General features: G+C 68.7%; 24 protein-coding genes. 10 read left to right on the top strand and 14 right to left on the bottom strand.

Features of this window, described 5'->3' with window-relative positions:
• Positions 1-103: 103 nt before the first annotated feature.
• The 5 genes from alkX to A5645_RS14335 all read right to left on the bottom strand — a co-directional run bounded on the left by alkX (position 104) and on the right by A5645_RS14335 (position 3,989).
• Entirely contained in the window at positions 104-709 is a 606-nt protein-coding gene (alkX, locus tag A5645_RS14320) for a TetR family transcriptional regulator AlkX (RefSeq protein ID WP_065033889.1), read from the bottom strand.
• A 41-nt stretch (positions 710-750) separates the two neighbouring features.
• The gene (locus tag A5645_RS14325) at positions 751-933 is read right to left on the bottom strand and encodes a rubredoxin (protein ID WP_036353246.1); all 183 of its coding nucleotides are present in this window, start codon (positions 931-933) and stop codon (positions 751-753) included.
• A gap of 12 nt (positions 934-945) precedes the next feature.
• Entirely contained in the window at positions 946-1,125 is a 180-nt protein-coding gene (locus A5645_RS27130) for a rubredoxin (protein WP_081288353.1), read from the bottom strand.
• A complete protein-coding gene (locus A5645_RS14330) occupies positions 1,122-2,378 on the bottom strand; it encodes an alkane 1-monooxygenase (RefSeq protein ID WP_065033885.1) in 1,257 nt (418 codons plus the stop codon). The genes A5645_RS27130 and A5645_RS14330 overlap by 4 nt, the downstream gene beginning before the upstream one ends.
• Before the next feature lie 120 nt (positions 2,379-2,498).
• Positions 2,499-3,989: an APC family permease gene (locus A5645_RS14335; protein ID WP_065129977.1), complete on the bottom strand. Its 1,491-nt coding sequence runs from the start codon at positions 3,987-3,989 to the stop codon at positions 2,499-2,501.
• A 63-nt stretch (positions 3,990-4,052) separates the two neighbouring features.
• On the opposite strand from A5645_RS14335, the gene A5645_RS14340 reads away from it, so the two are divergent.
• Entirely contained in the window at positions 4,053-5,468 is a 1,416-nt protein-coding gene (locus A5645_RS14340; RefSeq protein WP_065129979.1) for an FAD-dependent oxidoreductase, read from the top strand.
• Here the strand turns inward: A5645_RS14340 and manA are convergent.
• From manA to A5645_RS14360, 4 genes are all read right to left on the bottom strand, one after another.
• Complete coding sequence (manA, locus tag A5645_RS14345; protein WP_065129981.1) at positions 5,452-6,690, bottom strand: mannose-6-phosphate isomerase, class I; 1,239 nt, start codon at positions 6,688-6,690, stop codon at positions 5,452-5,454. The two genes, A5645_RS14340 and manA, sit on opposite strands and share 17 nt — an antisense overlap.
• A gap of 7 nt (positions 6,691-6,697) precedes the next feature.
• Positions 6,698-7,765, bottom strand: coding sequence for a TobH protein (locus A5645_RS14350; RefSeq protein ID WP_065129983.1), 1,068 nt, complete (start codon positions 7,763-7,765; stop codon positions 6,698-6,700).
• Positions 7,762-9,159 carry a phosphomannomutase/phosphoglucomutase gene (locus tag A5645_RS14355; protein ID WP_065129986.1) on the bottom strand — a complete coding sequence of 466 codons (1,398 nt, stop codon included), beginning with the start codon at positions 9,157-9,159 and terminating at the stop codon, positions 7,762-7,764. The genes A5645_RS14350 and A5645_RS14355 overlap by 4 nt, the downstream gene beginning before the upstream one ends.
• A 90-nt stretch (positions 9,160-9,249) precedes the next feature.
• Positions 9,250-9,729 carry a DUF3499 domain-containing protein gene (locus tag A5645_RS14360; protein WP_216638316.1) on the bottom strand — a complete coding sequence of 160 codons (480 nt, stop codon included), beginning with the start codon at positions 9,727-9,729 and terminating at the stop codon, positions 9,250-9,252.
• Positions 9,730-9,899: 170 nt separating this feature from the next.
• Here A5645_RS14360 and A5645_RS14365 point away from each other — a divergent pair, with 170 nt between their 5' ends.
• Positions 9,900-10,319, top strand: a complete 420-nt coding sequence (locus A5645_RS14365) for a metallopeptidase family protein (RefSeq protein WP_065037384.1) — start codon at positions 9,900-9,902, stop codon at positions 10,317-10,319.
• A gap of 15 nt (positions 10,320-10,334) precedes the next feature.
• Here the strand turns inward: A5645_RS14365 and A5645_RS14370 are convergent, their stop codons facing one another.
• The gene (locus A5645_RS14370; RefSeq protein ID WP_081288361.1) at positions 10,335-10,685 is read right to left on the bottom strand and encodes a WhiB family transcriptional regulator; all 351 of its coding nucleotides are present in this window, start codon (positions 10,683-10,685) and stop codon (positions 10,335-10,337) included.
• A 351-nt stretch (positions 10,686-11,036) separates the two neighbouring features.
• On the opposite strand from A5645_RS14370, the gene cofD reads away from it, so the two are divergent.
• The 4 genes from cofD to A5645_RS14390 are packed head-to-tail and all read left to right on the top strand — an operon-like array spanning position 11,037 to position 15,512.
• Positions 11,037-12,023 (top strand): 2-phospho-L-lactate transferase, encoded by a 987-nt coding sequence (gene cofD, locus A5645_RS14375; protein WP_065129990.1) that lies wholly within the window; start codon positions 11,037-11,039, stop codon positions 12,021-12,023.
• A gap of 20 nt (positions 12,024-12,043) precedes the next feature.
• Positions 12,044-13,384, top strand: coding sequence for a coenzyme F420-0:L-glutamate ligase (locus tag A5645_RS14380; protein ID WP_253867006.1), 1,341 nt, complete (start codon positions 12,044-12,046; stop codon positions 13,382-13,384).
• A complete protein-coding gene (locus A5645_RS14385) occupies positions 13,381-14,961 on the top strand; it encodes an Eco57I restriction-modification methylase domain-containing protein (RefSeq protein WP_065129994.1) in 1,581 nt (526 codons plus the stop codon). Before A5645_RS14380 ends, A5645_RS14385 begins: the two co-directional genes overlap by 4 nt.
• Positions 14,958-15,512 carry an NUDIX domain-containing protein gene (locus A5645_RS14390; protein WP_065130062.1) on the top strand — a complete coding sequence of 185 codons (555 nt, stop codon included), beginning with the start codon at positions 14,958-14,960 and terminating at the stop codon, positions 15,510-15,512. The genes A5645_RS14385 and A5645_RS14390 overlap by 4 nt, the downstream gene beginning before the upstream one ends.
• A gap of 77 nt (positions 15,513-15,589) precedes the next feature.
• Here the strand turns inward: A5645_RS14390 and A5645_RS29105 are convergent, their stop codons facing one another.
• The 4 genes from A5645_RS29105 to rfbD form a co-directional block, all read right to left on the bottom strand.
• Positions 15,590-17,569 carry a PE family protein gene (locus A5645_RS29105; RefSeq protein WP_065129996.1) on the bottom strand — a complete coding sequence of 660 codons (1,980 nt, stop codon included), beginning with the start codon at positions 17,567-17,569 and terminating at the stop codon, positions 15,590-15,592.
• Positions 17,570-17,947: 378 nt separating this feature from the next.
• On the bottom strand, positions 17,948-19,027 hold the full coding sequence (manB, locus tag A5645_RS14400; RefSeq protein WP_065037328.1) for a mannose-1-phosphate guanylyltransferase: 1,080 nt from the start codon (positions 19,025-19,027) through the stop codon (positions 17,948-17,950).
• A 1-nt stretch (position 19,028) separates the two neighbouring features.
• Entirely contained in the window at positions 19,029-19,940 is a 912-nt protein-coding gene (locus tag A5645_RS14405; RefSeq protein WP_036353207.1) for a glycosyltransferase family 2 protein, read from the bottom strand.
• Complete coding sequence (gene rfbD, locus A5645_RS14410; protein WP_065129998.1) at positions 19,933-20,826, bottom strand: dTDP-4-dehydrorhamnose reductase; 894 nt, start codon at positions 20,824-20,826, stop codon at positions 19,933-19,935. The genes A5645_RS14405 and rfbD overlap by 8 nt, the downstream gene beginning before the upstream one ends.
• 64 nt (positions 20,827-20,890) lie before the next feature.
• Between rfbD and A5645_RS14415 the strand changes: the two genes are divergently transcribed.
• The 4 genes from A5645_RS14415 (at position 20,891) to ctpC (ending at position 25,660) form a co-directional block, all read left to right on the top strand.
• Positions 20,891-22,381: an LCP family protein gene (locus A5645_RS14415; RefSeq protein ID WP_436405500.1), complete on the top strand. Its 1,491-nt coding sequence runs from the start codon at positions 20,891-20,893 to the stop codon at positions 22,379-22,381.
• Between the two features lie 49 nt (positions 22,382-22,430).
• A complete protein-coding gene (locus tag A5645_RS14420; RefSeq protein ID WP_065130063.1) occupies positions 22,431-23,105 on the top strand; it encodes a TIGR03089 family protein in 675 nt (224 codons plus the stop codon).
• A 98-nt stretch (positions 23,106-23,203) separates the two neighbouring features.
• Complete coding sequence (locus A5645_RS14425; RefSeq protein WP_065037332.1) at positions 23,204-23,485, top strand: DUF1490 family protein; 282 nt, start codon at positions 23,204-23,206, stop codon at positions 23,483-23,485.
• Between the two features lie 3 nt (positions 23,486-23,488).
• Positions 23,489-25,660 carry a manganese-exporting P-type ATPase CtpC gene (ctpC, locus tag A5645_RS14430; RefSeq protein ID WP_065037333.1) on the top strand — a complete coding sequence of 724 codons (2,172 nt, stop codon included), beginning with the start codon at positions 23,489-23,491 and terminating at the stop codon, positions 25,658-25,660.
• Positions 25,661-25,663: the final 3 nt, after the last annotated feature.

Genomic DNA, 25,663 nt, shown 5'->3' on the forward strand with positions numbered 1-25,663 from the left:
AAGCCGGGCGGCTACGCAGGCCTGGAACTCATTGCATATGAGCTCTAGCCACTGTAGCCGCCCGGTGGTAAACCCCTGAACGGAGCCGAAGGTCAGAGGACCGTCAGGATTCGAAGTTGACGCCGTGACGCTCCGCGAATGGTGTCATCAACCTGGCCAGATCCGCGGCGACGTCATGGTCGGCCTCGGGCGGCATGGACACGTAACTCAGGCACAACCGCACGATCGCCCGGGACAGGACATTGGCGTCGTCGTCGCTGGTGGCCAACCAGGTCTGGGTGAACGCCGTCGCCAGCCGCTCGGACGCCCGGGTGATGATGGGCGCGCTGTCGGTGGTGATGAGTTGCAGCAGGTCGGGCTTGGCGACCCCGGTCAACAGCGAGATCACCAGCGGGTCGGCGGCCGTCTCGGCGAAGAACGAGCGGAACCCCTGCAGGAACGACTCGTAGATCTTGCCGATGTTGGCGTCAAGCGCGGACTTCACGGTGTCGACCAGGCGGTCGGCCAGCCGCAGGGCGTAACCCTGCGCCAGGCCCTGACGCGAACCGAACTCGTTGTAGATGGTCTGCCGGCTGATGCCGGCGGCCCGGGCCACATCCGAGAGCGTGATGGCGGACCAGTCGCGGGTGAGCAGAAGATCCCGCATCGCGTCCAGCACCGAATCACGCAGTAGGGCTCGCGACGCTTCGGCGTACGGAATCCGCTTCACAGGCGCGACGATATCTGTTTTCGTGGCGATGTTGGTGCCGATCACGACCGCGCCACCTCGACCATCACGAAGTCGGACTTGGCGGCGCCGCAGTCCGGGCAGCTCCAGTCCTCGGGGATGTCGTCCCACCGGGTGCCGGGCTCGATGCCGTCTTCCGGCCAGCCCAGCGCCTCGTCGTACTCGAAACCGCATTGCACGCACTGGTACAGCTTGTAGTCGTTCATGGTGGTGTGCTCCTAACCTTTCTGGACGGGTTCGAAATCGGGCTTCTCGCGGACGGCGCAGTCCGGACAACACCAGTCATCGGGGATCTGGTCCCAGCCGGTACCGGCTGGAAAACCTTCTCGGGCATCGCCTTTGGTCTCGTCGTAGGTGTAGTCACAGACGGGACACCTGTAGCTGGTGGAAGCCGTCATGCCGCGATCTCCTTCGGGGCGGCGTACTTGGCCAGCAGCTTCTCCCGCAGCCGCGGCTGCAGGTTCACCCGGGTGATGTCGCCGTCGTAGTGCTCGAGCACCCGGTGGTCCATCACCTTGCGCCACAGCGGCGGCAAGTAGGTCAGCGAGATCATCGACGCGTAGCCGCTGGGCAGGTTCGGCGCACCTTCCATGCTGCGCAGCGTCTGGTAACGCCGGGTCGGGTTGGCGTGGTGGTCGCTGTGCCGCTGCAGGTGGTACAGGAACAGGTTGGTGACGATGTGGTCGGAGTTCCAGCTGTGCACCGGGGCGCAGCGCTCGTAGCGCCCGTTCGCCTTCTTCTCACGCAGCAGCCCGTAGTGCTCGAGGTAGTTGACCGCCTCGAGCAGGCTGAAGCCGAATACCGCCTGGATGATCACGAACGGGATCAGGCCCACACCGAAGACGGCGATCAGCACGCCCCACAGCACCGCTGACATCGCCCACGCGTTCAGCACGTCGTTGGTGAGGTAGGTGCGGGGGTCCCACGGGCTGCGGCCCAACCGGCGGATGCGCTGTGCCTCGAGGTGGACCGAGGAGCGTGCGCTGCCGATGACACTGCGCGGCAGGAATTCCCAGAAGGTCTCGCCGAACCGGGCCGACGCGGGGTCCTCGGGAGTGGAGACGCGCACGTGGTGGCCGCGGTTGTGCTCGATGTAGAAGTGGCCGTAGCAGGTCTGCGCCAGGGTGATCTTGGATAGCCAGCGTTCCAGGGAGTCCTTCTTGTGCCCCATCTCGTGCGCGGTGTTGATGCCGACGCCGCCGAGCACGCCGACTGAGAGGGCCAGACCGATCTTGCCCAGCCAGCCCAGTCCGCCGCCGGCGGGGAAGCCGAGCCAGCTCAGGTTGGACGCGGTGAACAGGTAGGCGCCCAGGATCACGCTGGCGTACTGGAACGGGATGTAGATGTAGGTGCAGTAGCGGTAGTACTTGTCGTTCTCCAGCCGCTCCATCACCTCGTCCGGCGGGTTCTGCCCGTCCGGCCCGAAGCGCAGGTCCAGCAGCGGCAACAGGATGTAGACCAGGATCGGGCCCACCCACAGCGGAACTTGCGCTGCGGTGTGCCAGCCGAGCTGGTTGATGCCCCAGATGATCGGCAGCATCACGAAGAGCGCCGTCGGGGCGATCAGGCCCATCAGCCATAGGTAGCGCTTCTTGTCGCGCCACTCGGATGCGGCGACGCCCGCGTTGTCGGGACTGATTTGTGTGGTCATACGCCAAACCTCCTTGTGTGAGTCTCACCACTTGAGGTTGGACAATACCGAGGTTTCCGTCTCGTGTCTAGACACAGAGCGTAGTTTTGTAAACCAGGTATTCAAATGTGCAGGTTATGTCTACTCGACGGCGGCATCCTTGCTCGTGTCCGCCCGCTGACCCTGCACCGAGTGCCGGCGGCCGTAGCCGACGTAGATCGCGATACCGATCAGCAGCCAGACGCCGAACCGGACCCAGGTCAGGGCGGTGAGGTTGAGCATCAGCCACAGGCACGCAAGCACCGAGGCGATCGGAAGCAATGGGACCCAGGGGGCTTTGAAGCCGCGCTCGAGGTCCGGACGCGTCCGGCGCAGCACGATGACGCCGGCGGAGACCAGGACGAACGCGAACAGCGTGCCGACGTTCACCATCTCTTCGAGCTTGGTGATCGGGAACACCGACGCGGTGGCGGCGATCGCCACCGCGACCAGCACGGTGATCCGCACCGGGGTGCCGCGCGAACCGGTCTTGGCCAGTCCACGGGGCAACAGGCCGTCGCGCGCCATCGCGAACAGCACCCGGCACTGCCCGAGCATCAGCACCATCACCACCGTGGTCAGACCGGCCAGCGCGCCGATGGAAATGATGCCGCTGGCCCAGTCGATTCCGTTCGCCTTGAACGCGGTGGCCAGGTTGGCCTGGTGCCCGCCCGGCCTGCTGCGCAGCTCGGTGTAGGACACCATCCCCGACAGCACCACCGCCACCGCGACGTAGAGGACGGTGACCACCCCGAGTGAGGCCAGGATGCCGCGCGGCACGTCGCGTTGCGGGTTCTTGGTCTCTTCGGCCATGGTCGCCACGATGTCGAATCCGATGAACGCGAAGAACACGATCGAGGCCCCCGCCAGCACGCCGTACCAGCCGTAATTGCTGCCCCCGGCCCCGGTCAGCAGGGACAACACGGACTGGTCGAGGCCTCCCCCGCCCTGGTGTTCGGCTTCGGGCTTGGGGATGAACGGCGTGTAGTTCTCGGCCCTGATGTAGAAGGCACCGACGACGACGACCAGGATCACCACTGACACCTTGATGGCGGTGACCACCGCGGAAAACCGTGACGACAGCTTGGTGCCCAGCGCACATAACGTGGCGACCAGCGTGACGATGAGCAGCGCCCCCCAGTCCAGGTTGACCGCGCCCAGATGCGCCGTGCCGCCGCCGAAACCGAACACGGTACCGAGATAGCTGGACCAGCCCTTGGCCACCACGGCGGCACCGATGGCCAGTTCCAGGACCAGATTCCAGCCGATGATCCAGGCCAGGAACTCGCCGAAGGTGGCGTAGGAGAAGGTGTAGGCGCTGCCGGCCACCGGCAGCGTGGAGGCGAATTCCGCGTAGCACAGCGCCGCCAGCGCACAGGTGCCCGCGGCGATCAGAAACGAGATCCAGATGGCCGGCCCGGTGATGTCGCCGGTGGTGGACGCGGTGACGGTGAAAATGCCCGCGCCGATCACCACCGAGACACCGAAGACCACCAGGTCCAGCCAGGTGAGGTCCTTGCGGAGCCGGGTGGTCGGCTCGTCGGTGTCGGCGATCGATTGCTCGACCGACTTCGTGCGCCATCGATCGGCCACTTTTCAGCCCCCTCCGTCGCGCCACTTCGCTGTGCACCGCACAGTACTGGGTACCCTGCGAAAATGGTGGGGAGCGTAGGGAACAAAGATCATGCGGTAGTCATCGGCGCGAGCATCGCCGGATTGTGTGCCGCGCGGGTGTTATCGGACTTCTTCGACCGGGTGACCGTCTACGAGCGAGACGACCTGCCCAGCGAACCGGCCAATCGCGCGACGGTCCCGCAGGACCGGCATCTGCACATGCTGATGGCGCGCGGGGCCAACGAATTCGAAAGCCACTTCCCCGGTCTGCTCGACGACATGGTGGCCGCGGGTGTGCCGATGCTGGAGAACCGGCCGGACTGCATCCACCTCGGAGCCGCCGGGCACGTGCTGGGGACCGGCCACACCCTGCGCGACGAATTCACCGCCTACGTGCCCAGCCGGCCGCATCTCGAGTGGCAGATCCGGCGCCGGGTGCTCGACATCAACAACGTCGAGATCGTGCAACGCCTGGTGGCCGAGCCGCGCTTCGAGCCGGCGTTGCAGCGCGTCACCGGTGTGCTGCTGGATCCCGGCACACCCGGCGCCGAGCCCGAATTCGTCGCCGCCGACCTCGTCGTCGACGCCGCCGGCCGGGGCACCCGCCTGCCGGTCTGGCTGGAGCAGTGGGGGTATCAGCGCGCGCCGGAGGCAACGGTGGATATCGGCATCCACTACGCCTCCCACCAGTTCCGGATCCCCGACGGCCTGATCCAGGAGAAGGTCGTTGTCGCGGGCGCGTCGCACGACAAGTCGCTGGGCATGGGCATGCTGCATTACGAGGACCGCACCTGGGTGCTGACCACCTTCGGGGTGGCCAACGTCAAGCCCCCGCGGACGTTTCCCGAGATGCTCAAGCTCGTCGAAGAACTGCTGCCACCGCACTTCCACGCGGCTCTGCTGCAGGCCGAACCGTTCGGCGAACCGGCGTTTCATGCCTTCCCGGTGAGCAGGTGGCGCCGCTACCACAAGGTCGAGCGTTTTCCGGAGGGGATCGTCCCGTTCGGCGACGCGGTGGTCAGCTTCAACCCGACCTTCGGGCAGGGCATGACGATGACGTCGCTGCAGGCGGGCCATTTGCGGCGCGCGCTGGAGACCATCCGGGGCGGGCACGAGGGCAGCCTGGCCGCCGAACTCAACCGGCTGACCGCCAAGACCACCTTCCCGGTGTGGATGATGAACGCGATCGGCGACGTCACCTTCCACCACGCCACCGCCGACCCCGAACCGCGCTGGTGGAAGTCGGCGGGATCGCTGTTCGACCAATTCCTGGGCGCCGCGGAAACGGATCCCGTTCTGGCCGAATGGTTTTTGCGCCGCTTCTCCCTGCTCGACAGCCTCTACATGATCCCGCCGGCGCGGATCTTCGGCCGCACCATCGCCCACAACATGCGGCTGTGGCTGGGCGAGCAGAAAGAACGACTCCCGGACCGGCGGACCGTCACAGCCCGACGGTAGCCCGGAACAGCTTGGCCGGCTCCTGCGCGGAGAACCGGATCGGCCCGTCGTCGGCGCCGACCCACGCAGCCGCGCCCCGGTCCAGGGTGAGCGAACCGGACTTACCGTGCACGGTCAGTGATCCCTCGGCGCACAACAGGATCTGCGGGCCGTCGTGGCGCGACGAGGCGTCGATCTCGTGACCGAGGTCGTCGTCGGTGAACACCAGGAGCGCCACCGCGAATTCGTCGGCCGGGGTGTCGTAGAGCAGCTCCAGGCCGTCGCGGTGCACCGGGGCGCGCAGCTGCGATTCGGGGGTGGGCGTGAAGTCCAGCACCCGCAACAGCTCCGGCACGTCGACGTGCTTGGGCGTGAGGCCGCCGCGTAACACGTTGTCGGAGTTGGCCATTACCTCCAGCGCGAATCCACGCAGGTAGGTGTGCAGGTTGCCGGCCGGCAAAAACAGCGCCTCGCAGGGCGCCAGCGTGATGCGGTTGAGCAACAACGCCGCCAGCACCCCGGCGTCGCCGGGATAGCGCTCGCCCAACTCCAGCACCGTCTTCACCTCGGCGGCGAACTCCGTTGCGCCCGAGCTGATGTACTGAATGGCGCCGTCGAGCACGGCCGGTACCAGTACGTCGATGTCGGGCTGGGGAGCGGTGATCCAGGTGGTGAACAACGCACGCAGGCCGTCGGCATCGGAGTGGACGCCGGAACCGTCGCCGAGCAGCTCGATGAACGGGTCGAGGTCGGAGACGGCGAGCGCCTGCAGCAGCTGCTTGGTGCGAGACGCCTGCCGGAAGCCGGCCAGTGCCTCGAACGGCTGCAGGGCCACCAGCAGCTCGGGCTTGTGACTGGTGTCGCGGTAGTTGCGCACCGGCGAGTTCACCGGAATGCCCATCCGCTCTTCACGCCGATAACCTTCGACCGCCTGCGCGGCGCTCGGGTGAGCCTGCAGGGACAGTGGCTCATCGGCGGCCAGCACCTTTACCAAGAACGGCAACAGGTCACCGAACCGCTCGCGGGCCGCCGAACCCAGCTGTCCCTCGGGGTCCTCGGCCAGCGCGGCCAGCAGCGACGTCTCGCCGTCCGGGGTGGCCAACCAGGCTGGGTCGCCGGGGTGCGCCCCGAACCAGAGTTCCGCCTCGGGGTGGGCGGCCGGCACCGGTCGCCCGGTGAATTCGGCGATGTCGGTGCGGGATCCCCAGGCGTACGTCCGTAACGCTCCGCGTAGAAGTTCCACTATCTAACTATCCCCGTGCCAGTCGCAGGTAAACCGCAGCCATCTCCAGCCGAACGGCCAATACTGCCAGTTGCTGCTCGGCGCGCTGAACCGCGGTCGGCGCCGGAGCCTCCGGGATGTCCTCCGCCCCTACCAGATACACGTCGTCCAGGCCGGCCACGCGCGCGGCCACCACCGTCCGCTCGGCGGCCAGCGTCAGCGCCAGCACCCGCAACCTGCTCGGCAACGGGCCGTCGATCTGTTCGTCGTGGAACAGCGCGTCGGTGGGGTCGGCGAAACCACGTGGGCCGTCGCGCAGCGCGGCCACCGCATCGGCCAGACCGGTGGCGGCGGTGGCATGGTGGGCGACCCGCAGCAGCACCGAGCTGCCGTGCCGCGCCAGCGCCAGCGTCGCCGCACTGTCGCCGGCCAGGGCCACCTGCGCATCGGACATGCGGGTGGCCAGTGTCTTGGCCGGGTTGGTGAACAGGTCGCGGGCCGCGCTGTTGCGCAGCACCTCGGCGTCCACCTCGTCGGCCAGGGCAGCCAGGTCGATGCGCAGCTTGGGGTCGACGGTCTGCAGGACGGCCAGCCCGGCGGCCAGATAGCGGCACAAGCCGAACTCGTCGGGCCCCCACAGCCGCGGACTCAGCACCCCGACGCGGCCTGCGGTGGAATCGCGCAGCGGGCCCTCGTACGGAGCCACCACCACCACCCGCGCCCCGCGGCGTACGCCGGTGGCGGCCGCCCCGACCAGCGCGGGATCACCGGGATCGTCACCGGCTACCACCATGACATCGAGCGGACCGACCCACGGGGGCGCCTCGGTGACCAGCGCGATCGGCTCGGCGGCCGCGGTGGCCAACGTCGCTGCGAGCAGCGTGCCCGCGGTCTCGGCGGTGCCGCGTCCGGCCACCCAGATCAGGCTGCGGACCCGATCGGCACCGCGCAACGAATCCAGCTCGCCTTCCTCGAGCGCGGCTGCCACGGTGCGTACCTGGGCCCCAGCGCCCGACGCGGCCCGCAGCAGTCCGTCCCGATCGGCGGCGATCAGGCCGTCGGCGTCCTCGAGGTCCACGGCGCCGATGGCGCTCACGGGGCGCCTTCGCGGGCAGCCGACTGCGCGGCGATCTCGGCGCTGACCTGCTCGACCACCGCGTCCACATCCTCGATGCTGCGCCCCTCCACGTTCAGCCGCAACAACGGCTCGGTGTTGGAGCTGCGGAGGTTGAACCAGCTGTCCTCACCCAGGTCCACCGTCACCCCGTCCAGGTGATCGATGGACTGGATCCGGCCGGCGAACGCCTTCAGGACGGCGTCCACACAAGCCGGTGCGTCGGCGACGGTGAAGTTGATTTCACCGGAGGATTCATAGCGCTGGTAGTCGGCGGTCAGCTCGGACAGCGGCCGGTGCTGCTCGCCGAGCGCCGCCAGCACGTACAGCGCCGCCAGCATGCCGGAGTCCGCTCCCCAGAAGTCGCGGAAGTAGTAGTGCGCGGAATGTTCCCCGCCGAAGATCGCACCGGTCTCGGCCATCAACGCCTTGATATAGGAGTGCCCGACGCGGGAGCGCAGTGGCGTGCCGCCGCGCTCGACGACCAGCTCGGGCACCGCGCGGGAGGTGATCACGTTGTGGATCACCGTGGCGCCGATCTCGCGGCCGAGCTCACGGGCCGCCACCAGGCTGGTCACCGTCGACGGCGCGACCGGCTCGCCGCGCTCGTCGACCACGAAGCACCGGTCGGCGTCGCCGTCGAAGGCGAGCCCGATGTCCGCGCCGGTCTGCCGCACATAGTTCTGCAGATCCACCAGGTTCGCCGGGTCCAGCGGGTTGGCCTCGTGATTGGGGAAGGAGCCGTCCAGCTCGAAGTACAAGGGCAGCAACGTGATCGAGTCGATGGCACCCAGCACGGCCGGCGTGGTGTGACCGGCCATGCCGTTGCCGGCATCCACCGCCACGCGCAGCGGACGCAGGCCGGCGGTCTTCACCAGCGAACGCAGGAACTCGCCGTAATCGGCCAGCACATCTTTGTCGGTGACGGCTCCACGCGGCCCGTCGTGCGGCGGGACACCGGCGATCAGGTCCTCACTGATCGCGGCCAGCCCGGTCTCCTTGCCGACCGGAAGCGCTGAAGCGCGGCACAGCTTGATGCCGTTGTAGGCCGCCGGATTGTGACTGGCGGTGAACATCGCGCCGGGGCAATTGAGCAGTCCGGAAGCGAAATACAGTTGGTCGGTGGATGCCAGACCGATGCGCACCACGTCCAGTCCCTGGGCGGTGACCCCGTCGGCGAAGGCGGCGGCCAGTGCCGGCGAACTGTCGCGCATGTCGTGGCCGATGACCACCTGGCCGGCTCCCTCGCCGCGCATCGACCGTGCGAAGGCGGCGCCGACGTCGCCGACGAAGGCCTCGTTGATCTGTTCGCCTACCAGTCCACGCACGTCATAGGCCTTGATGACACTGTGCACAGCCTCCGCGGGCCACGACATTCTGCGGTGCTCCTGACGACCTGGAACTCTTCGACTCTTTCGCCGCCAGCCTATCGGCCCGACGGAGTCGCAGACCCCAACGGTCGGGAATCAGCCAGGGGGATCCGGCAGTACCCGCAGGTGGCCACGTCGGCGTCCGTTGCGGTGTTCGGGCGGCGCCAGCAGACCACCGCCGGGCGCGGTGGCGTGAGATCCGGCGCCGTGCAGATGCGTGTCGACGGCGGCACCCGCACGTGGGACTTCGTCGAATCCGTCGTAGGCACTGAAGCCGTTGACGGCCGCGCCGGTGCGCGCCGTGCCGGCGGCACCCTCGCGCACCGCGTCGGCGAGTGCCACGAGTTCATCGTCTTCGTCCGGATGGGTGGGCAGCGGTCCGGCATGGCGCACCAGCTCCCAGCCGCGCGGCGCGGTGATGCGGCCGGCATGGTTGACACACAGATCCCACGAGTGCGGTTCCCGCGCGGTGGCGAGGGGGCCGACCACCGCCGTCGAGTCCGAGTAGACGAACGTCAACGTTGCCACTGCATAGTGCGGACACCCGGGCCGGCAGCAGCGACGGGGTACGTTCACGCTCGAAAGGCTATCGCGCGCAAACGCTGCGCAAGCGCCGGACACGCGCATCGGCGGGTGCGATGTGTAACCGTTACCATCGGCGCGTGAGCGATTCCCGCGGCTTCGGTCAACGGGGACGGCCAGGGGGCAAACCGGTGTCTCGGCGTGGCCGGCGGCGCGGGCGCGACCTGCGCGGTCCGTTGCTGCCTCCGTCGGTGCCGGGCTGGCGCAGCCGGGCCGAGCGGTTCGACATGGCAGTGCTGGAGGCTTACGAACCCATTGAGCGGCGTTGGCAGGAGCGAGTCGGCGAACTCGACGTCGCGGTCGACGAGATCCCGCGCATAGCCGCGAAGGACCCGCAGAATGTGCAGTGGCCGCCAGAGGTCATCGCCGACGGGCCAATCGCACTGGCCCGGCTGATCCCGGCCGGGGTCGACGTCCGCGGCAATGCTACGCGTGCGCGAATTGTGCTGTTCCGCAAGCCAATTGAGCGACGGGCGAAAGACACCGTGGAGCTCGGTGACTTGCTGCATGAAATCCTGGTGGCCCAGGTGGCGATCTATCTGGACGTGGAGCCCTCGGTCATCGACCCCACGATCGACGACTGACTGTCGGGCCTGCGGTCAGACGATGCCGCGCTTGAGGCGACGGCGCTCCCGCTCGGAGAGGCCGCCCCAGATGCCGAACCGCTCGTCGTGCGCCAAGGCGTACTCCAGGCACTCATGCCGGACCTCGCAACCAAGGCAGATCTTCTTTGCCTCGCGGGTGGAGCCGCCCTTCTCCGGGAAGAAGGCTTCGGGGTCGGTCTGGGCGCAGAGCGCCTTGTCCTGCCATTGGTCGGCGGGCACTTCGGGGAGTGGTTCCGGCTCGAATGCGACAGGCGCATCGGGAACCACGCTCAAATGAGGACGCACAGGTGCCGCTGGCTTGAGCACTGTGACAGAAGAGTCGAGAGTGGTCGGTGTGCTTCCCATTACGCCCCGAAGGTACTCATAGGACATGCCTCCGCCTCCTCACTTGTAGAGAGTGAAATGGTTTCCCACTGTTTTGATGTACAGATACCCAATTCGAACAAGTGATCGAATCTCGGTCTGCGACACCGGAACCGGCCGGCCAACCGGGAAATGACACTGATGTGATTAGACACGGGTTGCTGACCCTGGTCAAGCACTTCGGCGCGATTCCATACCATCTCGTAATCAATTTTCGGCGATTCTGTTGCGGTCGGACTCTGGCGTGTCGAACACAAATTGATCACAAGTCCCTTGCGCCACAGTGGTTACCGGGATCAGCTTGCCACACTCGGCGGGGTACTGTCCTGCGATGTGAGGATCACCGTTCTGGCCGGGGGCGTCGGGGGCGCCCGTTTCCTGCTCGGGGTCCAGCAGTTCCTCGGTCTTGGCCAGTTTGCTCAGGGCGACGATAACGACCACGTTCTGAACGCCGTCGTCAACGTCGGCGACGACGCCTGGATCCACGGTGTCCGGGTCTGCCCGGACCTCGACACCTGCATGTACACCCTGGGCGGTGGGGTGGATCCGGAGCGAGGCTGGGGTCACCGTGACGAAACCTGGCATGCCAAAGAGGAACTGGCCCGCTACGGGGTACAGCCCGATTGGTTCGGGTTGGGCGACCGTGATCTGGCCACTCACCTGGTGCGAACTCAGATGCTCAATGCCGGCTATCCGCTGACCCAGATCACGGCCGCGCTATGCGACCGCTGGCAGCCGGGCGCACAGTTGCTGCCGGCCAGCGACGACCGTTGCGAGACGCACGTGGTGATCAGCGATGAACCCGATGGCGCTCGCCGTGCCATTCACTTCCAGGAGTGGTGGGTGCGCTACCGGGCTCAGGTGCCGACCTACAGCTTTGCCTTTGTCGGTGCCGAAAAAGCCACGGCCACAACCGAAGCGGTGGCGGCGATCACCGACACCGACGTCGTCATGGTGGCGCCGTCCAACCCGGTCGTCAGCGTGGGCGCCATCCTGGCGGTGCCCGGCATCCGCGCCGCGCTGCGGGCCACCGCCGCGCCGGTTGTCGGCTACTCCCCGATCATCGGCGGAAAACCGGTGCGTGGCATGGCCGATGCCTGCCTGTCGGTGATCGGGGTGGACTCCACCGCGCAAGCCGTCGGCCGGCATTTCGGCGCCCGCAGCGGCACCGGGATACTTGACTGCTGGCTTGTGCATGAGGGCGACGAGGCCGACATCGACGGGGTCGCGGTGCGATCCATACCGTTGTTGATGACCGACCCTAAGGCCACCGCGGAAATGGTGCGCGCCGGACTCGAACTCGCTGGCGTGCCGACTTGACCGGCCCCAGCCTTCCCCCTATCGGCGAGCACGGCAGCGCCGCAGCGGTCGAAATCCTGCCCGTCGCAGGACTTCCTGAGTTCCGGCCCGGTGACGACCTCGCCGCCGCCGTGAGCACCGCCGCGCCGTGGCTGCGCGACGGCGACGTCGTGGTGGTCACCTCCAAGGTGGTGTCCAAGTGCGAGGGCCGGCTGGTGGCCGCGCCCGAGGATGACGAGGAACGAGACCGCCTGCGCCGCAAGCTCGTCGAGGACGAGGCGGTGCGCGTGCTGGCGCGCAAGGAGCGGACACTGATCACCGAGAACCGGCTCGGGTTGGTCCAAGCCGCCGCCGGCGTCGACGGATCCAATGTCGGCCGTGGTGAATTGGCGCTGCTGCCTCTCGATCCTGATGCCAGCGCTGCCGCACTGCGGGCCGGGCTGCGTGAGCGCCTCGGCGTCACCGTCGCCGTGGTCATCACCGACACCATGGGCCGGGCCTGGCGCAACGGCCAGACCGACGCCGCCATCGGTTCCGCGGGATTGGCTGTGCTGCATAACTATTCGGGCGCGGTCGACCAGCACGGCAATCCGTTGGTGGTCACCGAGATCGCCGTGGCCGACGAAATCGCCGCTGCGGCAGACCTGGTCAAGGGCAAGCTGACCGCGATGCCGGTGGCGGTGGTCCGCGGCCTCGACGCCGCCGACGACGGTTCGACGGCCAGGCAGCTGGTGCGGGCCGGCCAGGAGGACCTGTTCTGGCTCGGTACCGCCGAAGCCATCGACCTCGGCCGCCGACAGGCGCAATTGTTGCGCCGATCGGTGCGCCGGTTCAGCGACCAGGCGGTTCCGCCGGAGCTCGTTGAGGCCGCCGTCGCCGAGGCGCTGACGGCCCCGGCCCCGCACCACACCCGGCCGGTGAGGTTCGTCTGGCTGCAGACCGCCGAGCTGCGCACCCGGCTGCTGGATCGGATGAAAGACAAGTGGCGGTCCGACCTGACCGCCGACGGCAGGCCGGCCGACTCCGTCGAGCGGCGGGTCGCGCGGGGCCAAATCCTCTACGACGCATCGGAAGTCATCATCCCGATGCTGGTACCCGACGGTGCCCACAGCTACCCCGACGCCGCGCGCACCGACGCCGAGCACACCATGTTCACCGTCGCCGTCGGCGCCGCCGTGCAAGCGCTGCTGGTTGCGCTGGCCGTGCGCGGGGTGGGCAGTTGCTGGATCGGGTCGACGATCTTCGCCGCCGACCTGGTCCGCGCGGAGCTCGGACTGCCCGACGACTGGCAGCCCCTGGGCGCCGTCGCCGTCGGCTACGCCGCGGAGCCGACCGGGCTACGCGACCCGGTACCCGTCGGGGATCTGCTGATCCGCAGATGACGACGTTCGCGGGCAAGGCGGCGGCTTCGGCGGACAAGATCCGCGGGGGGTACTACACCCCGGCCCCGATCGCCCGCTTCCTGGCCGACTGGGTTACCCAGGCCGGGCCGAGGATCCTGGAACCGTCATGCGGTGACGGCCGCATCCTGCGCGAGCTGGCGGCCCGCACCGATCGGGCGCACGGCGTGGAGCTCGTGGCCGCCGAGGCCGCCAAGGCGCGCCTGTTCGCGCCGGTCGACATCGGGAATTTGTTCACTTGGTCCGGCGGCTCTGACTGGGACGGAGTGGCCGGCAACCCGCCCTACATCCGGTTCGGCAACTGGCCCGCCGACCAGCGCGACCCGGCGCTGGAGCTGCTGCGGCGCGAAGGACTGCGCCCCACCAAACTCACCAATGCCTGGGTTCCGTTCGTGGTGGCGAGCACCGGCCTGGTCCGGGACGGCGGCCGGGTGGGACTGGTGCTGCCCGCCGAGCTGTTGCAGGTCTCCTACGCCACACAACTGCGCGATTTTCTGGTGAGCCGCTTCCGTGAGATCACCCTAGTGAGCTTCCGGCGCCTGGTGTTCGGTGGCGTGCTGCAGGAGGTGGTGCTGTTCTGCGGTGTCGTGGGACGTGGAACCTCCGGCGCCCCGGCGCACATCCGCACGGTGCAACTGGACGACGCCGACGCGCTGGCCGGCGCCGATCTGGACGTGCCGTCGGCGCCCGCGCTGTCGCATACGGCGGAGAAGTGGACGACCTACTTCCTCGACCCCGCCCAGGTCCAGACGCTGCGCGCCGTCCGGGCCGCCGGCACGCTGACCACGGTCAGCAGCGTGGCCGCCGTCGACGTCGGCATCGTCACGGGCCGCAACAGCTTCTTCACCTTCACCGAGACCCAGGCACGCGACCTGAAGCTGACGCCGCACTGCGTCCCGCTCGTGTCGCGCAGCGCCCAGCTGTCCGGGCTGGTCTATGACCTCGATTGCCGCGCCGGCGACGTCGAGGCCGGACACCGGACCTGGCTGCTGCACGCCGCCGCGCAGCCGGGCGACGCCGCGTTGCGGGCGCACATCGAGGCGGGCGAAGCGGCCGGGGTGCACCGCGGGTACAAGTGCTCGCTGCGCAAGCCTTGGTGGATCACACCGTCGCTGTGGACCCCGGATCTGTTCATGCTGCGCCAGATTCACCTCGCGCCGCGGCTGACGGTGAACGCAGCGGCGGCGACCAGCACCGACACCGTGCACCGGGTCCGGGTCGGGCCCGGCACCGACCCGCGCGCACTGGCAGCGGTCTTTCACAACAGCGCCACGTTCGCGTTCGCCGAGATCATGGGCCGCAGCTACGGCGGCGGCATCTTGGAGCTCGAGCCCGCCGAAGCCGAGCGGCTGCCCATCCCGCCGCCGTCCTGCGCCGACCCGGACCTGGCCACCGACGTCGATCTGCTGTTGCGCGCCAACGAGATCGAAAAGGCGCTCGATGTGGTGGACCGACGGGTGCTGATCGACGGACTGGGCTGGCCGGCGCAGACGGTGGCGCAGTGCCGAGCGGCGTGGGTGGCGCTGCGGGACCGCCGGACGCGGCGGCGGTCCCGATGAGCGCCGCGAGCCTGCGGGACTCGGTGATCACCATGTTGCGCGAGTGGCCGGCTCCCGACCCGGGCCAGGATTCGCTGCGGCATGCCGTGCTGGCGTTCGTGCTGGCCCGCGAAGACGCCTGCCTGCGCGAGTGCGAACCGGGCCACATCACCGCCTCGACCGTGGTGCTCGACGACGGCGGCACCCGCGTGCTGCTGACCCTGCACCCGCGGCTGGGCCGCTGGGTGCAATTGGGCGGGCATTGTGAACCCGGTGACGAGGACATCCTGGCCGCGGCCGAGCGCGAAGCCACCGAGGAATCGGGCATCGGCGGCCTGCGTGTCGAGCCCAAACTCGTTGCGCTGCACGTGCACCCGGTGACGTGCTCGCTGGGGGTGCCGACCCGGCACCTGGACCTGCAGTTCGTCGCGCACGCGCCGCCGGAGGCGCGGATCGTGGTCAGCGACGAGTCGGTCGACCTGAGCTGGTGGCCCGCCGACGACCTACCGCCGGACACCGATCACGCGCTGGCGTACCTGGTCAGTTGCGCGAGAAGACGCAAAAGCCCCTGATTCGTGCCGAATCAGGGGGCTTTTGCGTCTGCTCGCCACACCCCGGCGCCCAGCTCGACTGACGAAAGGCGCTGCGACTAGCCGCCGTTGCCGCCGTGCCCGCCGGTTTCGGTGCCGGTGCTGCCGACAAAAGCTGAATCGAGGGCGGCACCGCCACCACCACCGCCACCCAAGCCGCTGCCGGCGCCCGTTCCGCCACCGCCGCCCGTGGCGCCGCTGCCCGTCCCCCCGGTGTTGCCGGGACCGCCGTTGCCGCCGTCCGTTCCGCCCGGGCCGCCGGCAGGTTTGCCCGAGGCGAAACCGGTGTCGACATTTCCGCCGGCGCCGCCGGCGCCGCCGGTGCCGCCGAGGATGCCGCCACCGCCGCCACCACCGCCGCCGGCCGCGCCGACACCCTTGCCGGTGAGGGAGGCACCCGTGCCGCCACTGCCGCCGCCGGCGCCGGCGCCATCGGCTCCGGTGCCACCGGTTGGACTGATGTCAGTCTGAAAACTGGCAAAGGCAGCACCGCCGCCACCACCGGCGCCACCATAATTTCCGGTCGTGCCGGGGCTCCCGGTCCCGCCGCCGCCACCACCGCCACCGAAGCCAATGATGGGCGCGCCGGAGGGGTTGAAGGGTTTGATTGTGGCCGCACCTCCGGCCCCACCGTTACCGCCGTTGCCACCGACTCCGTCGCCGCTGCTGTCGCCACCGACGCCGCCGCCGCCGCCACCGCCACCGGCGGCGCCCGCCTGGGTATTTTGATTTGGGACGTTGAGGGTCGCGGAACCGCCGTTCCCGCCGTTGCCGCCGTTGCCGCCGATGGGGCCAATGCCGCCGTTGCCTCCATTGCCGCCGTCACCGGCGATCAAGTTGACGTTGTTGACGGTGGTGCTCGTCAAGACGGTGCCGCCGTTGCCGCCGTTGCCGCCCGCGCCCCCGATGCCGGCACTGCTGATGCCGCCGTCACCACCGTTGCCGCCGCTGCCGGAGCCGTGGGTGTCGCTGCCGGCGCCGCCATCACCGCCCGCACCACCTGCTCCGCCAGTGATGCCATTCCCACCGGTGCCGCCGTTGCCGCCGTGGGCGCCGTCGCCGGCGGCGCCCGCAGCGCCGCCTGCACCGCCGGCACCACCGATACCGCCGCTGCTGCCGCTACCGCCGTCACCGCCCCTGCCACCAATGCCGGCAGCGGTGACCCCGTTGTCGTTGGCGCCGGCACCGCCCACACCGCCCTTGCCGCCACCGCCGAGGGCGCCGTCGTTGCCGTCGATACCGCCGAACAGGAGGCTCGCGTGGCCGCCGGCCCCGCCCTGGCCGCCCTCGCCGCCTTGGCCACCGTTGGTGCCGTTGAGCGCAGCGGTGTTACCGGCAACACCGGCCCCGCCCATTCCGCCGGCGCCGCCGAAGCCGCCGATGCCGCCGGCGCCGCCATTTCCGTAGAACAGGCCTCCAATTCCCCCGGCGCCGCCGGCCGTGCCGTTGCCACCGGTGCCACCCGCGGTGGCCCCAGTCGCCGAGCCCGTGCTGCCGGTAAAGCCAGTGCCCCCGGCGCCGCCCCGGCCACCGTTGCCAAACAAGAAGGCGTTGCCGCCGCGTCCGCCTGGCAGCCCAGTCGAGCCCGACCCGCCGTTACCGCCGTTGCCCCACAACAATCCGCCCGGCCCACCGTTCTGCCCGGTCCCGGCCACACCGTCGGTGCCGTTGCCGATCAACGGGATTCCCAGCAGCAGGTTGGTGGGCGCGTTGATCACCGCGAGGATGTCGTCGGCGATGGTCTGCAACATCGGCGCGTTGGCCACCTCGGCCAGCGCGAAAGCGCTCCCCGAACCGTTCAGCGCTTGCACGAACTGGCTGTGATACGCCGCCGCTTGAACGCTGAGTTGCTGAAAGGCCTGCCCGTGCGAGCTGAACAGCGATGCCAGCGCCAGTGACACCTCATCTTCGGCGGCGGCCAACATTCCGGTGGTTTGGGCCGCCGCCGCCGCAGTGACCGCATCGAGCGTTGAGCCAATGCCCGCCACGTCCGACGCCGCCGACGTCAACAATTGCGGAACCGCCAGCAAGTACGACATTTTCGTCCCTTCAAGCCATTCAGCGCTGGTTACGGAACGGAATCGACCGTTGAGGGATCGGCGCCGCGATTCGCTACGGATCGAGTTGTGCGAGCCTTGGTATCAGAACATATAAGCAGTTCATATATGCCACATATGATCCAAATTTTAATTTTCGCCCGCGTCACCTGTGCGGATGCTGCCTGCACCCTGACCCGCCTCAGGACCGCTTCCGGCGCTCTCGGCGGCCTACGGCGCCGAGATAGCACCCGTCGTAGCTTTTGCTGGCAGCCGCCAAAATGAGGCGCCGAGGTTATCCGGATTGGTTGCGCGAGAAGACGCAAAAGCCCCTGATTCGTGCCGAATCAGGGGGCTTTTGCGTCTGCTCGCCCTATCTCGCTACACGTCGGACGAGTACCGGATCCCGCCATCGGGGATCGAGACGCCCGGCCACACCCGCGCCCCCCGCAACAATTCGCACCGCGCGCCGATATCGGCGCCGTCGCCGATCACACCGTCGCGGATCAGCGCCCGCGGGCCGATCCGCACGCCGAAGCCGATGATCGACCGCTCGATGACACTGCCCGCTTCCACCTTGACCCCGTCGAAGATGACCGCGCCATCCAACCGCGCGCCGGCACCGATCTCCGCACCCCGCCCGACAACCGTGCCGCCGATCAGCAGCGCACCCGGCGACACGGCCGCGCCGTCGTGCACCAGCTTCTCGCCCCGCTGGCCCTGCAGCGCCGGCGAGGGCGCGATCCCGCGCACCAAGTCGGCCGAGCCACGCACGAAGTCCTCCGGAGTGCCCATGTCGCGCCAGTACGTGGCGTCGACGTAGCCGCACACCTTGACGTCGGCGGCCGACAGCAGCGACGGGAACACCTCGCGTTCCACCGAGACCTCGCGGCCGCGGGGAATGCGGTCGATGATGTCGCGCTGGAACACATAGCATCCGGCGTTGATCTGGTCGGTCGGCGGGTCCTGAGTCTTCTCCAGGAAGGCGGTGACCCGTCCTTCGCTGTCGGTCGGCACGCAACCGAACGCACGCGGATCACCCACCCGCACCAGATGCAGCGTCACGTCGGCGCGGTGGTCGGCGTGAAATTGGAGGAGTTCGCCGAGGTCGGCGCCGGAGAGCACGTCACCGTTGAAAACCATCACCGTGTCGTGGCGTAGCTTGCCGGCGACATTGGCGATGCCGCCGCCGGTGCCCAGTGGGTTCTCTTCGGTCACATACTCGATTTGCAGCCCGAGCTTGGACCCGTCGCCGAACTCCGCCTCGAACACCTCGGCCCGATATGAGGTGCCCAGCACCACGTGCTCGATGCCGGCCGCGGCGATCCGCGACAACAGATGGGTCAGGAACGGCAGCCCGGCGGTCGGCAGCATCGGCTTGGGCGCGGACAACGTCAGCGGCCGCAGCCGGGTGCCCTTGCCGCCGACGAGAACAACCGCATCTACCGGGTGAGTTGCCACGTCAACGCCGCCCTTCTGCCACGTTCGGCTCCACCTTGCGGGATCTGCGCACGGCATTGCGGACCATCACTCGCGAACGCACCGCGAGTGATCCCCGCAGTGTCCAGCGCAGCGGAGCCCGCCACCATCCCGAGTGCCGATCCGCCAAGAAGATATAGGTACTGCGGTGATGGGCCGCCAGATGCCGGGCCGGATCGCTGCCGGTCGAGTGGCCTTTGTGGTGCAGCACCTCGGCCGTGGGCACGTAGACCGACAGCCAACCCGCCTTGCCGAGCCGGTCGCCCAGGTCGACGTCTTCCATGTACATGAAGTAGCGCTCGTCGAAGCCGCCGATCTGCTCGAACGCCGACCGGCGAACCAACAGGCACGACCCGGACAGCCAGCCCACCGGCCGTTCACTGGGTTCCAGGTGCTCCTGGCGGTAGGCCCTGGTCCATCGATTGCGCGGCCAGACCGGTCCGAGCACCGCGTGCATGCCGCCGCGGATCAGGCTGGGCAGGTGCCGGGCCGACGGGTAAACCGACCCGTCGGGGTCGCGGATCAGCGGGCCCAGCGCGCCCGCGCGCGGCCACCTGCTGGCGGCGTCCAACAAGGCGTCGATGCTGCCCGGGCCCCACTGCACATCCGGGTTGGCCACGATGACCCACTCGTCGACATAGGGCTCGTCCTGCTGATCGAGCACGGCGACGGTGCGGTTGACCGCGGTGCCATAGCCCAGGTTGGCACCGGTGGGCAGCAGCCGCACATTGGGGTAGCGCTCGACGGCCGCCTCCGGTGTGCCGTCCGTGGAGCCGTTATCGGCCAGCAGCACGTGCACCGGCCGTTCGGTGGCCAGCGACAAAGACGCCAGAAACCGCTCCAAGTGCGGTCCCGGCGAGTAGGTCACGGCCACGACCGGCAGAACGTCAGTCACGCATAGAGGGTAACGGTCGATTCGAAGCCGTCGTCAGTGCCGCGACCAGCGCACTGCGCCACGGCCGCAACGGCGTCAGGCCCGCCGCGGCCCATTCCAGGCCGGACAACGCGGAGTACGGCGGGCGCACCGCCGGCCGCGGAAACTCGTCGCTGGTGCACGGCTGCACGCGGTGCGGGTCGGCGCCGCTTTCTTCGAACACCGCGCGGGCCTGCTCAAACCGCGAGACCACGCCCTCGTTGGCGGCGTGCAGCAGGCGCCCGCGCAGCTCGCTGTCGGCCAGCTCCAGCAGCGCGACGGCCAGGTCGTCGGCGTAGGTCGGCGAGCCGACCTGGTCGTCGACCACCTTGATCGGGCCGTCACCGCCGGCCAGCCGCTGCATCACGGCGACAAAGTCGCTCCTGTCCGGCCCGCCGGTGTAGACCCAGGCGGTACGCACCACCACGGCCTCCGGGAACGCCCCGAACACAGCCTGTTCACCGGCCAGCTTGCTGCGCGCGTAGACGCTCTGCGGACCGGTCGGGTCGCCGGGCTCATACGGGCGGGGCCGGGCACCGCCGAAGTCACCGTCAAAGACAAAGTCGGTCGAGATGTGGATCAGCCGCGCACCGACGGCCGCGCAGGTGCGGGCCAGAATATCCGGGCCGGTGGCGTTGACGGCGTAGGCGCCGGCCTCGTCACTTTCGGCACCGTCGACGTTGGTGTAGGCCGCGCAATTGATCACCACGTCGCCGCTCTGGATGTGGCTCGCCGCCGCGTCGGGGTCGGTGATGTCCCATTCCGACGACGTTTTGGCCAGCACTTCCCGGCCCGCACGCTGGGCGCGCGCCGTCACCAGGGTGCCCAGCTGCCCACCGGCGCCGGTGACCACAAGCCGTCCTGACATGTCATCGAGTCTGGCACGCCGAGCCGAGCTACCCGGAAAGCGGCTGTTGCACAAGTAGCCTACAGTGATGCCTGCGCAAAGTGTGGCTCGTGTTGCTTATGTGGTTCGCCTGCTCTCCGGGGCGCTGGCGATCGCTGTCGTACTCGGCACGGGGGTGGCCTGGAGCAACGTGCGGTCGTTCGAAGACGGCATTTTCCACATGTCCGCGCCCTCGCTGGGGCACGGCGGCGACGACGGCGCGATCGACATCCTGCTGGTCGGCCTGGACAGCCGGACGGACGCGCACGGCAACCCACTGTCGGCCGAGGAATTGGCGTCGTTGCGGGCCGGCGATGAAGAAGCCACCAACACCGACACCATCATCTTGATCCGCATCCCGAACAACGGGAAGTCAGCCACCGCAATCTCCATCCCGCGCGACTCCTATGTTCAGGCACCCAATCTGGGCAAGACCAAGATCAACGGCGTCTACGGCCAGACGCGCGAGACCAAGCGGGTCAACCTGGTGCAGGCGGGCGCATCGGCGACCGAAGCCGCCGCGGCGGGCACCGAAGCCGGGCGCGAGGCCCTGATCAAGACGGTCGCCGACCTCACCGGCGTCACCGTAGACCACTACGCCGAGATCGGCCTGCTCGGCTTCGCGCTGATCGCCGATGCACTCGGCGGCGTCGAGGTATGCCTCAAAGATGCTGTCTACGAGCCGCTTTCGGGTGCCGACTTCCCCGGCGGCCGGCAGCGACTCAACGGGCCGCAGGCCCTGAGCTTCGTCCGTCAGCGGCACGAGCTGCCGCGCGGCGACCTGGACCGGGTGGTGCGTCAGCAGGCGGTAATGGCTTCGCTTGCTCACCGGGTCATCTCCGGCAAGACGCTGTCCAGCCCCGCCACGATGAAGCGACTGGAACAGGCCGTGCAGCGGTCGGTGGTGCTGTCCTCGGGCTGGGACATCATGGATTTCGTCCAGCAGGTGTCCAAGCTGACCGGCGGCAACGTCGCGTTCGCGACCATCCCGGTGCTCGACGGCGCCGGTTGGAGCGACGACGGAATGCAGAGCGTGGTGCGGGTGGACCCGCATCAGGTCCAGGACTGGGTCGCCGGCCTGCTGCACGAACAGGACGAAGGCAAGACCGAGGAGCTGGCCTACACGCCGGCCAAGACCACCGCCAACGTCGTCAACGACACCGACATCAACGGGCTGGCCTCGGCGGTCTCGGACGTGTTGAGCTCCAAAGGCTTCACTCCCGGCACCGTCGGCAACAACGACGGCGGGCACGTCAAGAACAGCCAGGTGCGCGCCGCCAAGACCGACGACCTGGGGGCCCAGCAGGTCGCCAAGCAACTCGGCGGCCTGCCCATCGTCGCCGACGCGTCGCTCCCGCCCGGCACGGTCCGGGTGGTGCTGGCCAGCGATTACACCGGCCCGGGCTCGGGACTGGACGGCGGGACCATCACCCAGCAGGCCCGCGTCACCAATGCCGGCTCGCCGAATGGCAGCACCGTCCCGGCTCCGTCGCCGATCCTCACCGCGGGCTCAGAGAATCCCGAGTGCATAAACTGACCACTCAGTGCAACCACTGAACACGCTCAGCGGCGGGATCCTGGACCCGATGCTGCGCGCCGACCCGGTCGGCCCGCGCATCACCTACTACGACGACGCCACCGGCGAGCGCATCGAACTCTCGGCGGTGACGCTGGCCAATTGGGCGGCCAAAACCGCCAACCTGCTGCGTGACGAGATGGGTGCCGGCCCGACCAGCCGGATTGCGGTCCTGCTGCCCGCGCATTGGCAGACGGCGGCGGTGCTGTTCGGCGTGTGGTGGATCGGCGCCGAGGCGGTGCTGGACGGGCCCGCCGACCTCGCGTTGTGCACCCTGGACCGCCTCGACGAAGCAGACGACGCCGTGGCCGGAGGTGAGGTCGCGGTGCTCTCGCTGGATCCGTTCGGGCGGCCGGTCGCCGACCTGCCGGTCGGCGTCACCGACTACGCAACGGCCGTGCGGGTGCACGGCGACCAGATCGTTCCCGAGCCGCAGCCTGGTCCGGCGCTGGCCGGCCAATCACCGGCTCAATTGCTGACCGCCTGTGCGCAATCCGCCGCGAAGCAGGGCCTGACCTCGTCCGACCGGGTGCTGTCCACCGCAACCTGGGAGCGCCCCGAGCAGCTGGTGGACGGGCTGCTGGCGATCCTGTCGGTCGGCGGATCGCTGGTCCAGGTGGCCAATCCCGACGCCGCGGCCCTGCCCCGGCGTATCGAGATGGAAAAGGTCACGCGGGTGCTCTGACCGGCCACAATTCCCCTCGTCGGCCAACACATATTGATATCGCTATATTTCGATGTTAGCTTCGGAAGCACGACACATCACAGAGGAAGGTTTGTGCAATGGCGGTGCAAGTGCTCTTGGCGAAGGCAGCTTCGACGGTGATCACCGGTTTGGCTGGGGTGACCGCCTACGAAGTGCTGAAGAAAGCCGCCAAGAAGGCGCCACTGCACGAGACGGCGGTCAAGAGCGCCGAGCTGGGCCTGCGCGGCACCCGCAAGGCCGAGGTGGCCGCGGAATCCGCCCGCTTGAAGATCGCCGACGTGATGGCCGAAGCGCGTGAACGGATCGGTGAGGAGGCACCCACCCCGGCCGTCGGTGACGTCCACGATCACGATCACTGAGCCATGGCCCTCGCGCTGGTTCCTGACCTCGAAACGACGGACCCTGCCCTCGAGGTGATTTCGGACGCCGCCGGCCGGATGCGGGTGCGCGTCGACTGGGTTCGCACGGACTCGCGACGCGCGGTCGCCGTCGAGGAGGCGGTCGCCAAACAGAACGGCGTGCGCGTCGTGCACGCCTACCCGCGCACCGGTTCGGTGGTGGTCTGGTATTCCCCGCGCCGCTGCGACCGCGAGGCGGTGCTGGCGGCGATCAGCGACGCCGCTCACGTTGCCGCCGAACTGATCCCCGCCCGCGACCCGCATTCCTCGGAGATCCGCAACAGCGACGTGTTGCGGATGGTGATCGGCGGCGCCGCGCTGGTGCTGCTCGGCGTGCGCCGCTACGTATTCGCCCGCCCACCCCTGCTGGGCCCGAGTGGCCGGGTGGTTGCCACCGGCGTCACCATCTTTACCGGCTACCCGTTCCTGCGCGGTGCGTTGCGCTCGGTCGGGTCGGGCAAGCTGGGCACCGACGCGCTGGTGTCTGCGGCGACGGTGGCCAGCCTGATCCTGCGCGAGAACGTCGTCGCGCTCACCGTGCTGTGGCTGCTCAATATCGGTGAGTACCTGCAGGATCTGACGCTGCGCCGCACCCGGCGGGCCATCTCGGAGCTGCTGCGCGGCAACCAGGACACGGCGTGGATTCGCCTGACCGACGGCACCGAGGTGCAGGTCCCCATCGACTCCGTACAGATCGGCGACCAGGTGGTGGTGCACGACCACGTCGCGATCCCGGTCGACGGCGAGGTGGTCGACGGCGAGGCGGTGGTCAACCAATCCGCGATCACCGGCGAGAACCTGCCGGTCAGCGTCACCACCGGGACACATGTGCACGCCGGTTCGGTGGTGGTGCGCGGACGGCTGGTGGTGCGCGCCGAGGCAGTCGGCAACGAGACCGCCATCGGCCGGATAATCTCCAGAGTTGAAGAGGCGCAACATGATCGGGCCCCGATCCAGACCGTTGGGGAGAACTTCTCGCGCCGCTTCGTGCCGACCTCGTTCATCGTCTCGGCCGTCACGTTGCTGATCACCGGCGACGTCCGGCGCGCGATGACGATGCTGCTGATTGCCTGCCCGTGCGCGGTCGGGCTGTCCACTCCGACAGCCATCAGCGCCGCGATCGGCAACGGCGCCCGCCGCGGGATCCTGATCAAGGGCGGATCCCACCTCGAGCAGGCCGGCCGGGTGGACGCGATCGTGTTCGACAAGACCGGGACGTTGACGGTCGGACGCCCGGTGGTCACCAATATCGTGTCGCTGCACAAGGATTGGGAGCCCGAGCAGGTGCTGGCTTACGCCGCGAGCTCGGAGATCCACTCCCGGCACCCGCTGGCCGAGGCGGTCATCCGCTCGACCGAGGAGCGCCACATCAGCATCCCGCCGCACGAGGAGTGCGAGGTGCTGGTGGGGCTGGGCATGCGCACCTGGGCCGACGGCCGCACCCTGCTGCTGGGCAGTCCAGGACTGCTGCGCGCGGAGGACGTCAGAGTTTCCAAGAAAGCATCGGAGTGGGTCGCCAAGCTGCGCGCCCAGGCCGAGACCCCGCTGCTGCTGGCCGTGGACGGCAAGCTGGTGGGCCTGATCAGCCTGCGCGACGAGGTGCGTCCCGAAGCGGCCGAGGTGCTGAACCGGTTGCGCGCCAACGGCGTTCGCCGCATCGTCATGCTGACTGGGGATCATCCCGATATCGCCCAGGTGGTCGCCGGCGAGCTGGGCATCGACGAATGGCGCGCCGAGGTAATGCCCGAGGACAAGCTTGAGGTGGTGCGCGGGCTGCAGGAGGAGGGCTACGTCGTCGGGATGGTGGGCGACGGCATCAACGACGCGCCGGCGCTGGCGGCCGCCGACATCGGCATCGCGATGGGTCTGGCCGGTACCGATGTTGCCGTCGAAACCGCCGACGTCGCGCTGGCCAACGACAATCTGTACCGCCTGCTCGACGTGCGCGACCTTGGTTCCCGCGCGGTGGACGTCATCCGGCAGAACTACGGCATGTCAATTGCGGTGAACGCCGCCGGGCTGCTCATCGGTGCGGGCGGCGCGCTGTCACCGGTGCTGGCCGCGATCCTGCACAACGCGTCGTCGGTGGCCGTGGTGGCCAACAGCTCGCGGCTGATCCGCTACCGGCTGGACTGAGCT

This window comes from Mycobacterium asiaticum (genome assembly GCF_001673635.1).
Taxonomy (GTDB): Bacteria; Actinomycetota; Actinomycetes; order Mycobacteriales; family Mycobacteriaceae; genus Mycobacterium; species Mycobacterium asiaticum_C.

Coding starts and splice junctions, on each gene's coding strand:
- A5645_RS14325 (WP_036353246.1), bottom strand. CDS start 933: ATGAACGACTACAAGCTGTACCAGTGCGTGCAATGCGGTTTCGAGTAC.
- A5645_RS27130 (WP_081288353.1), bottom strand. CDS start 1,125: ATGACGGCTTCCACCAGCTACAGGTGTCCCGTCTGTGACTACACCTAC.
- A5645_RS14330 (WP_065033885.1), bottom strand. CDS start 2,378: ATGACCACACAAATCAGTCCCGACAACGCGGGCGTCGCCGCATCCGAG.
- A5645_RS14340 (WP_065129979.1), top strand. CDS start 4,053: ATGGTGGGGAGCGTAGGGAACAAAGATCATGCGGTAGTCATCGGCGCG.
- A5645_RS14355 (WP_065129986.1), bottom strand. CDS start 9,159: ATGTCGTGGCCCGCGGAGGCTGTGCACAGTGTCATCAAGGCCTATGAC.
- A5645_RS14370 (WP_081288361.1), bottom strand. CDS start 10,685: ATGGGAAGCACACCGACCACTCTCGACTCTTCTGTCACAGTGCTCAAG.
- A5645_RS14385 (WP_065129994.1), top strand. CDS start 13,381: ATGACGACGTTCGCGGGCAAGGCGGCGGCTTCGGCGGACAAGATCCGC.
- A5645_RS14390 (WP_065130062.1), top strand. CDS start 14,958: ATGAGCGCCGCGAGCCTGCGGGACTCGGTGATCACCATGTTGCGCGAG.
- A5645_RS29105 (WP_065129996.1), bottom strand. CDS start 17,569: ATGTCGTACTTGCTGGCGGTTCCGCAATTGTTGACGTCGGCGGCGTCG.
- rfbD (WP_065129998.1), bottom strand. CDS start 20,826: ATGTCAGGACGGCTTGTGGTCACCGGCGCCGGTGGGCAGCTGGGCACC.
- A5645_RS14420 (WP_065130063.1), top strand. CDS start 22,431: ATGCTGCGCGCCGACCCGGTCGGCCCGCGCATCACCTACTACGACGAC.
- A5645_RS14425 (WP_065037332.1), top strand. CDS start 23,204: ATGGCGGTGCAAGTGCTCTTGGCGAAGGCAGCTTCGACGGTGATCACC.
- ctpC (WP_065037333.1), top strand. CDS start 23,489: ATGGCCCTCGCGCTGGTTCCTGACCTCGAAACGACGGACCCTGCCCTC.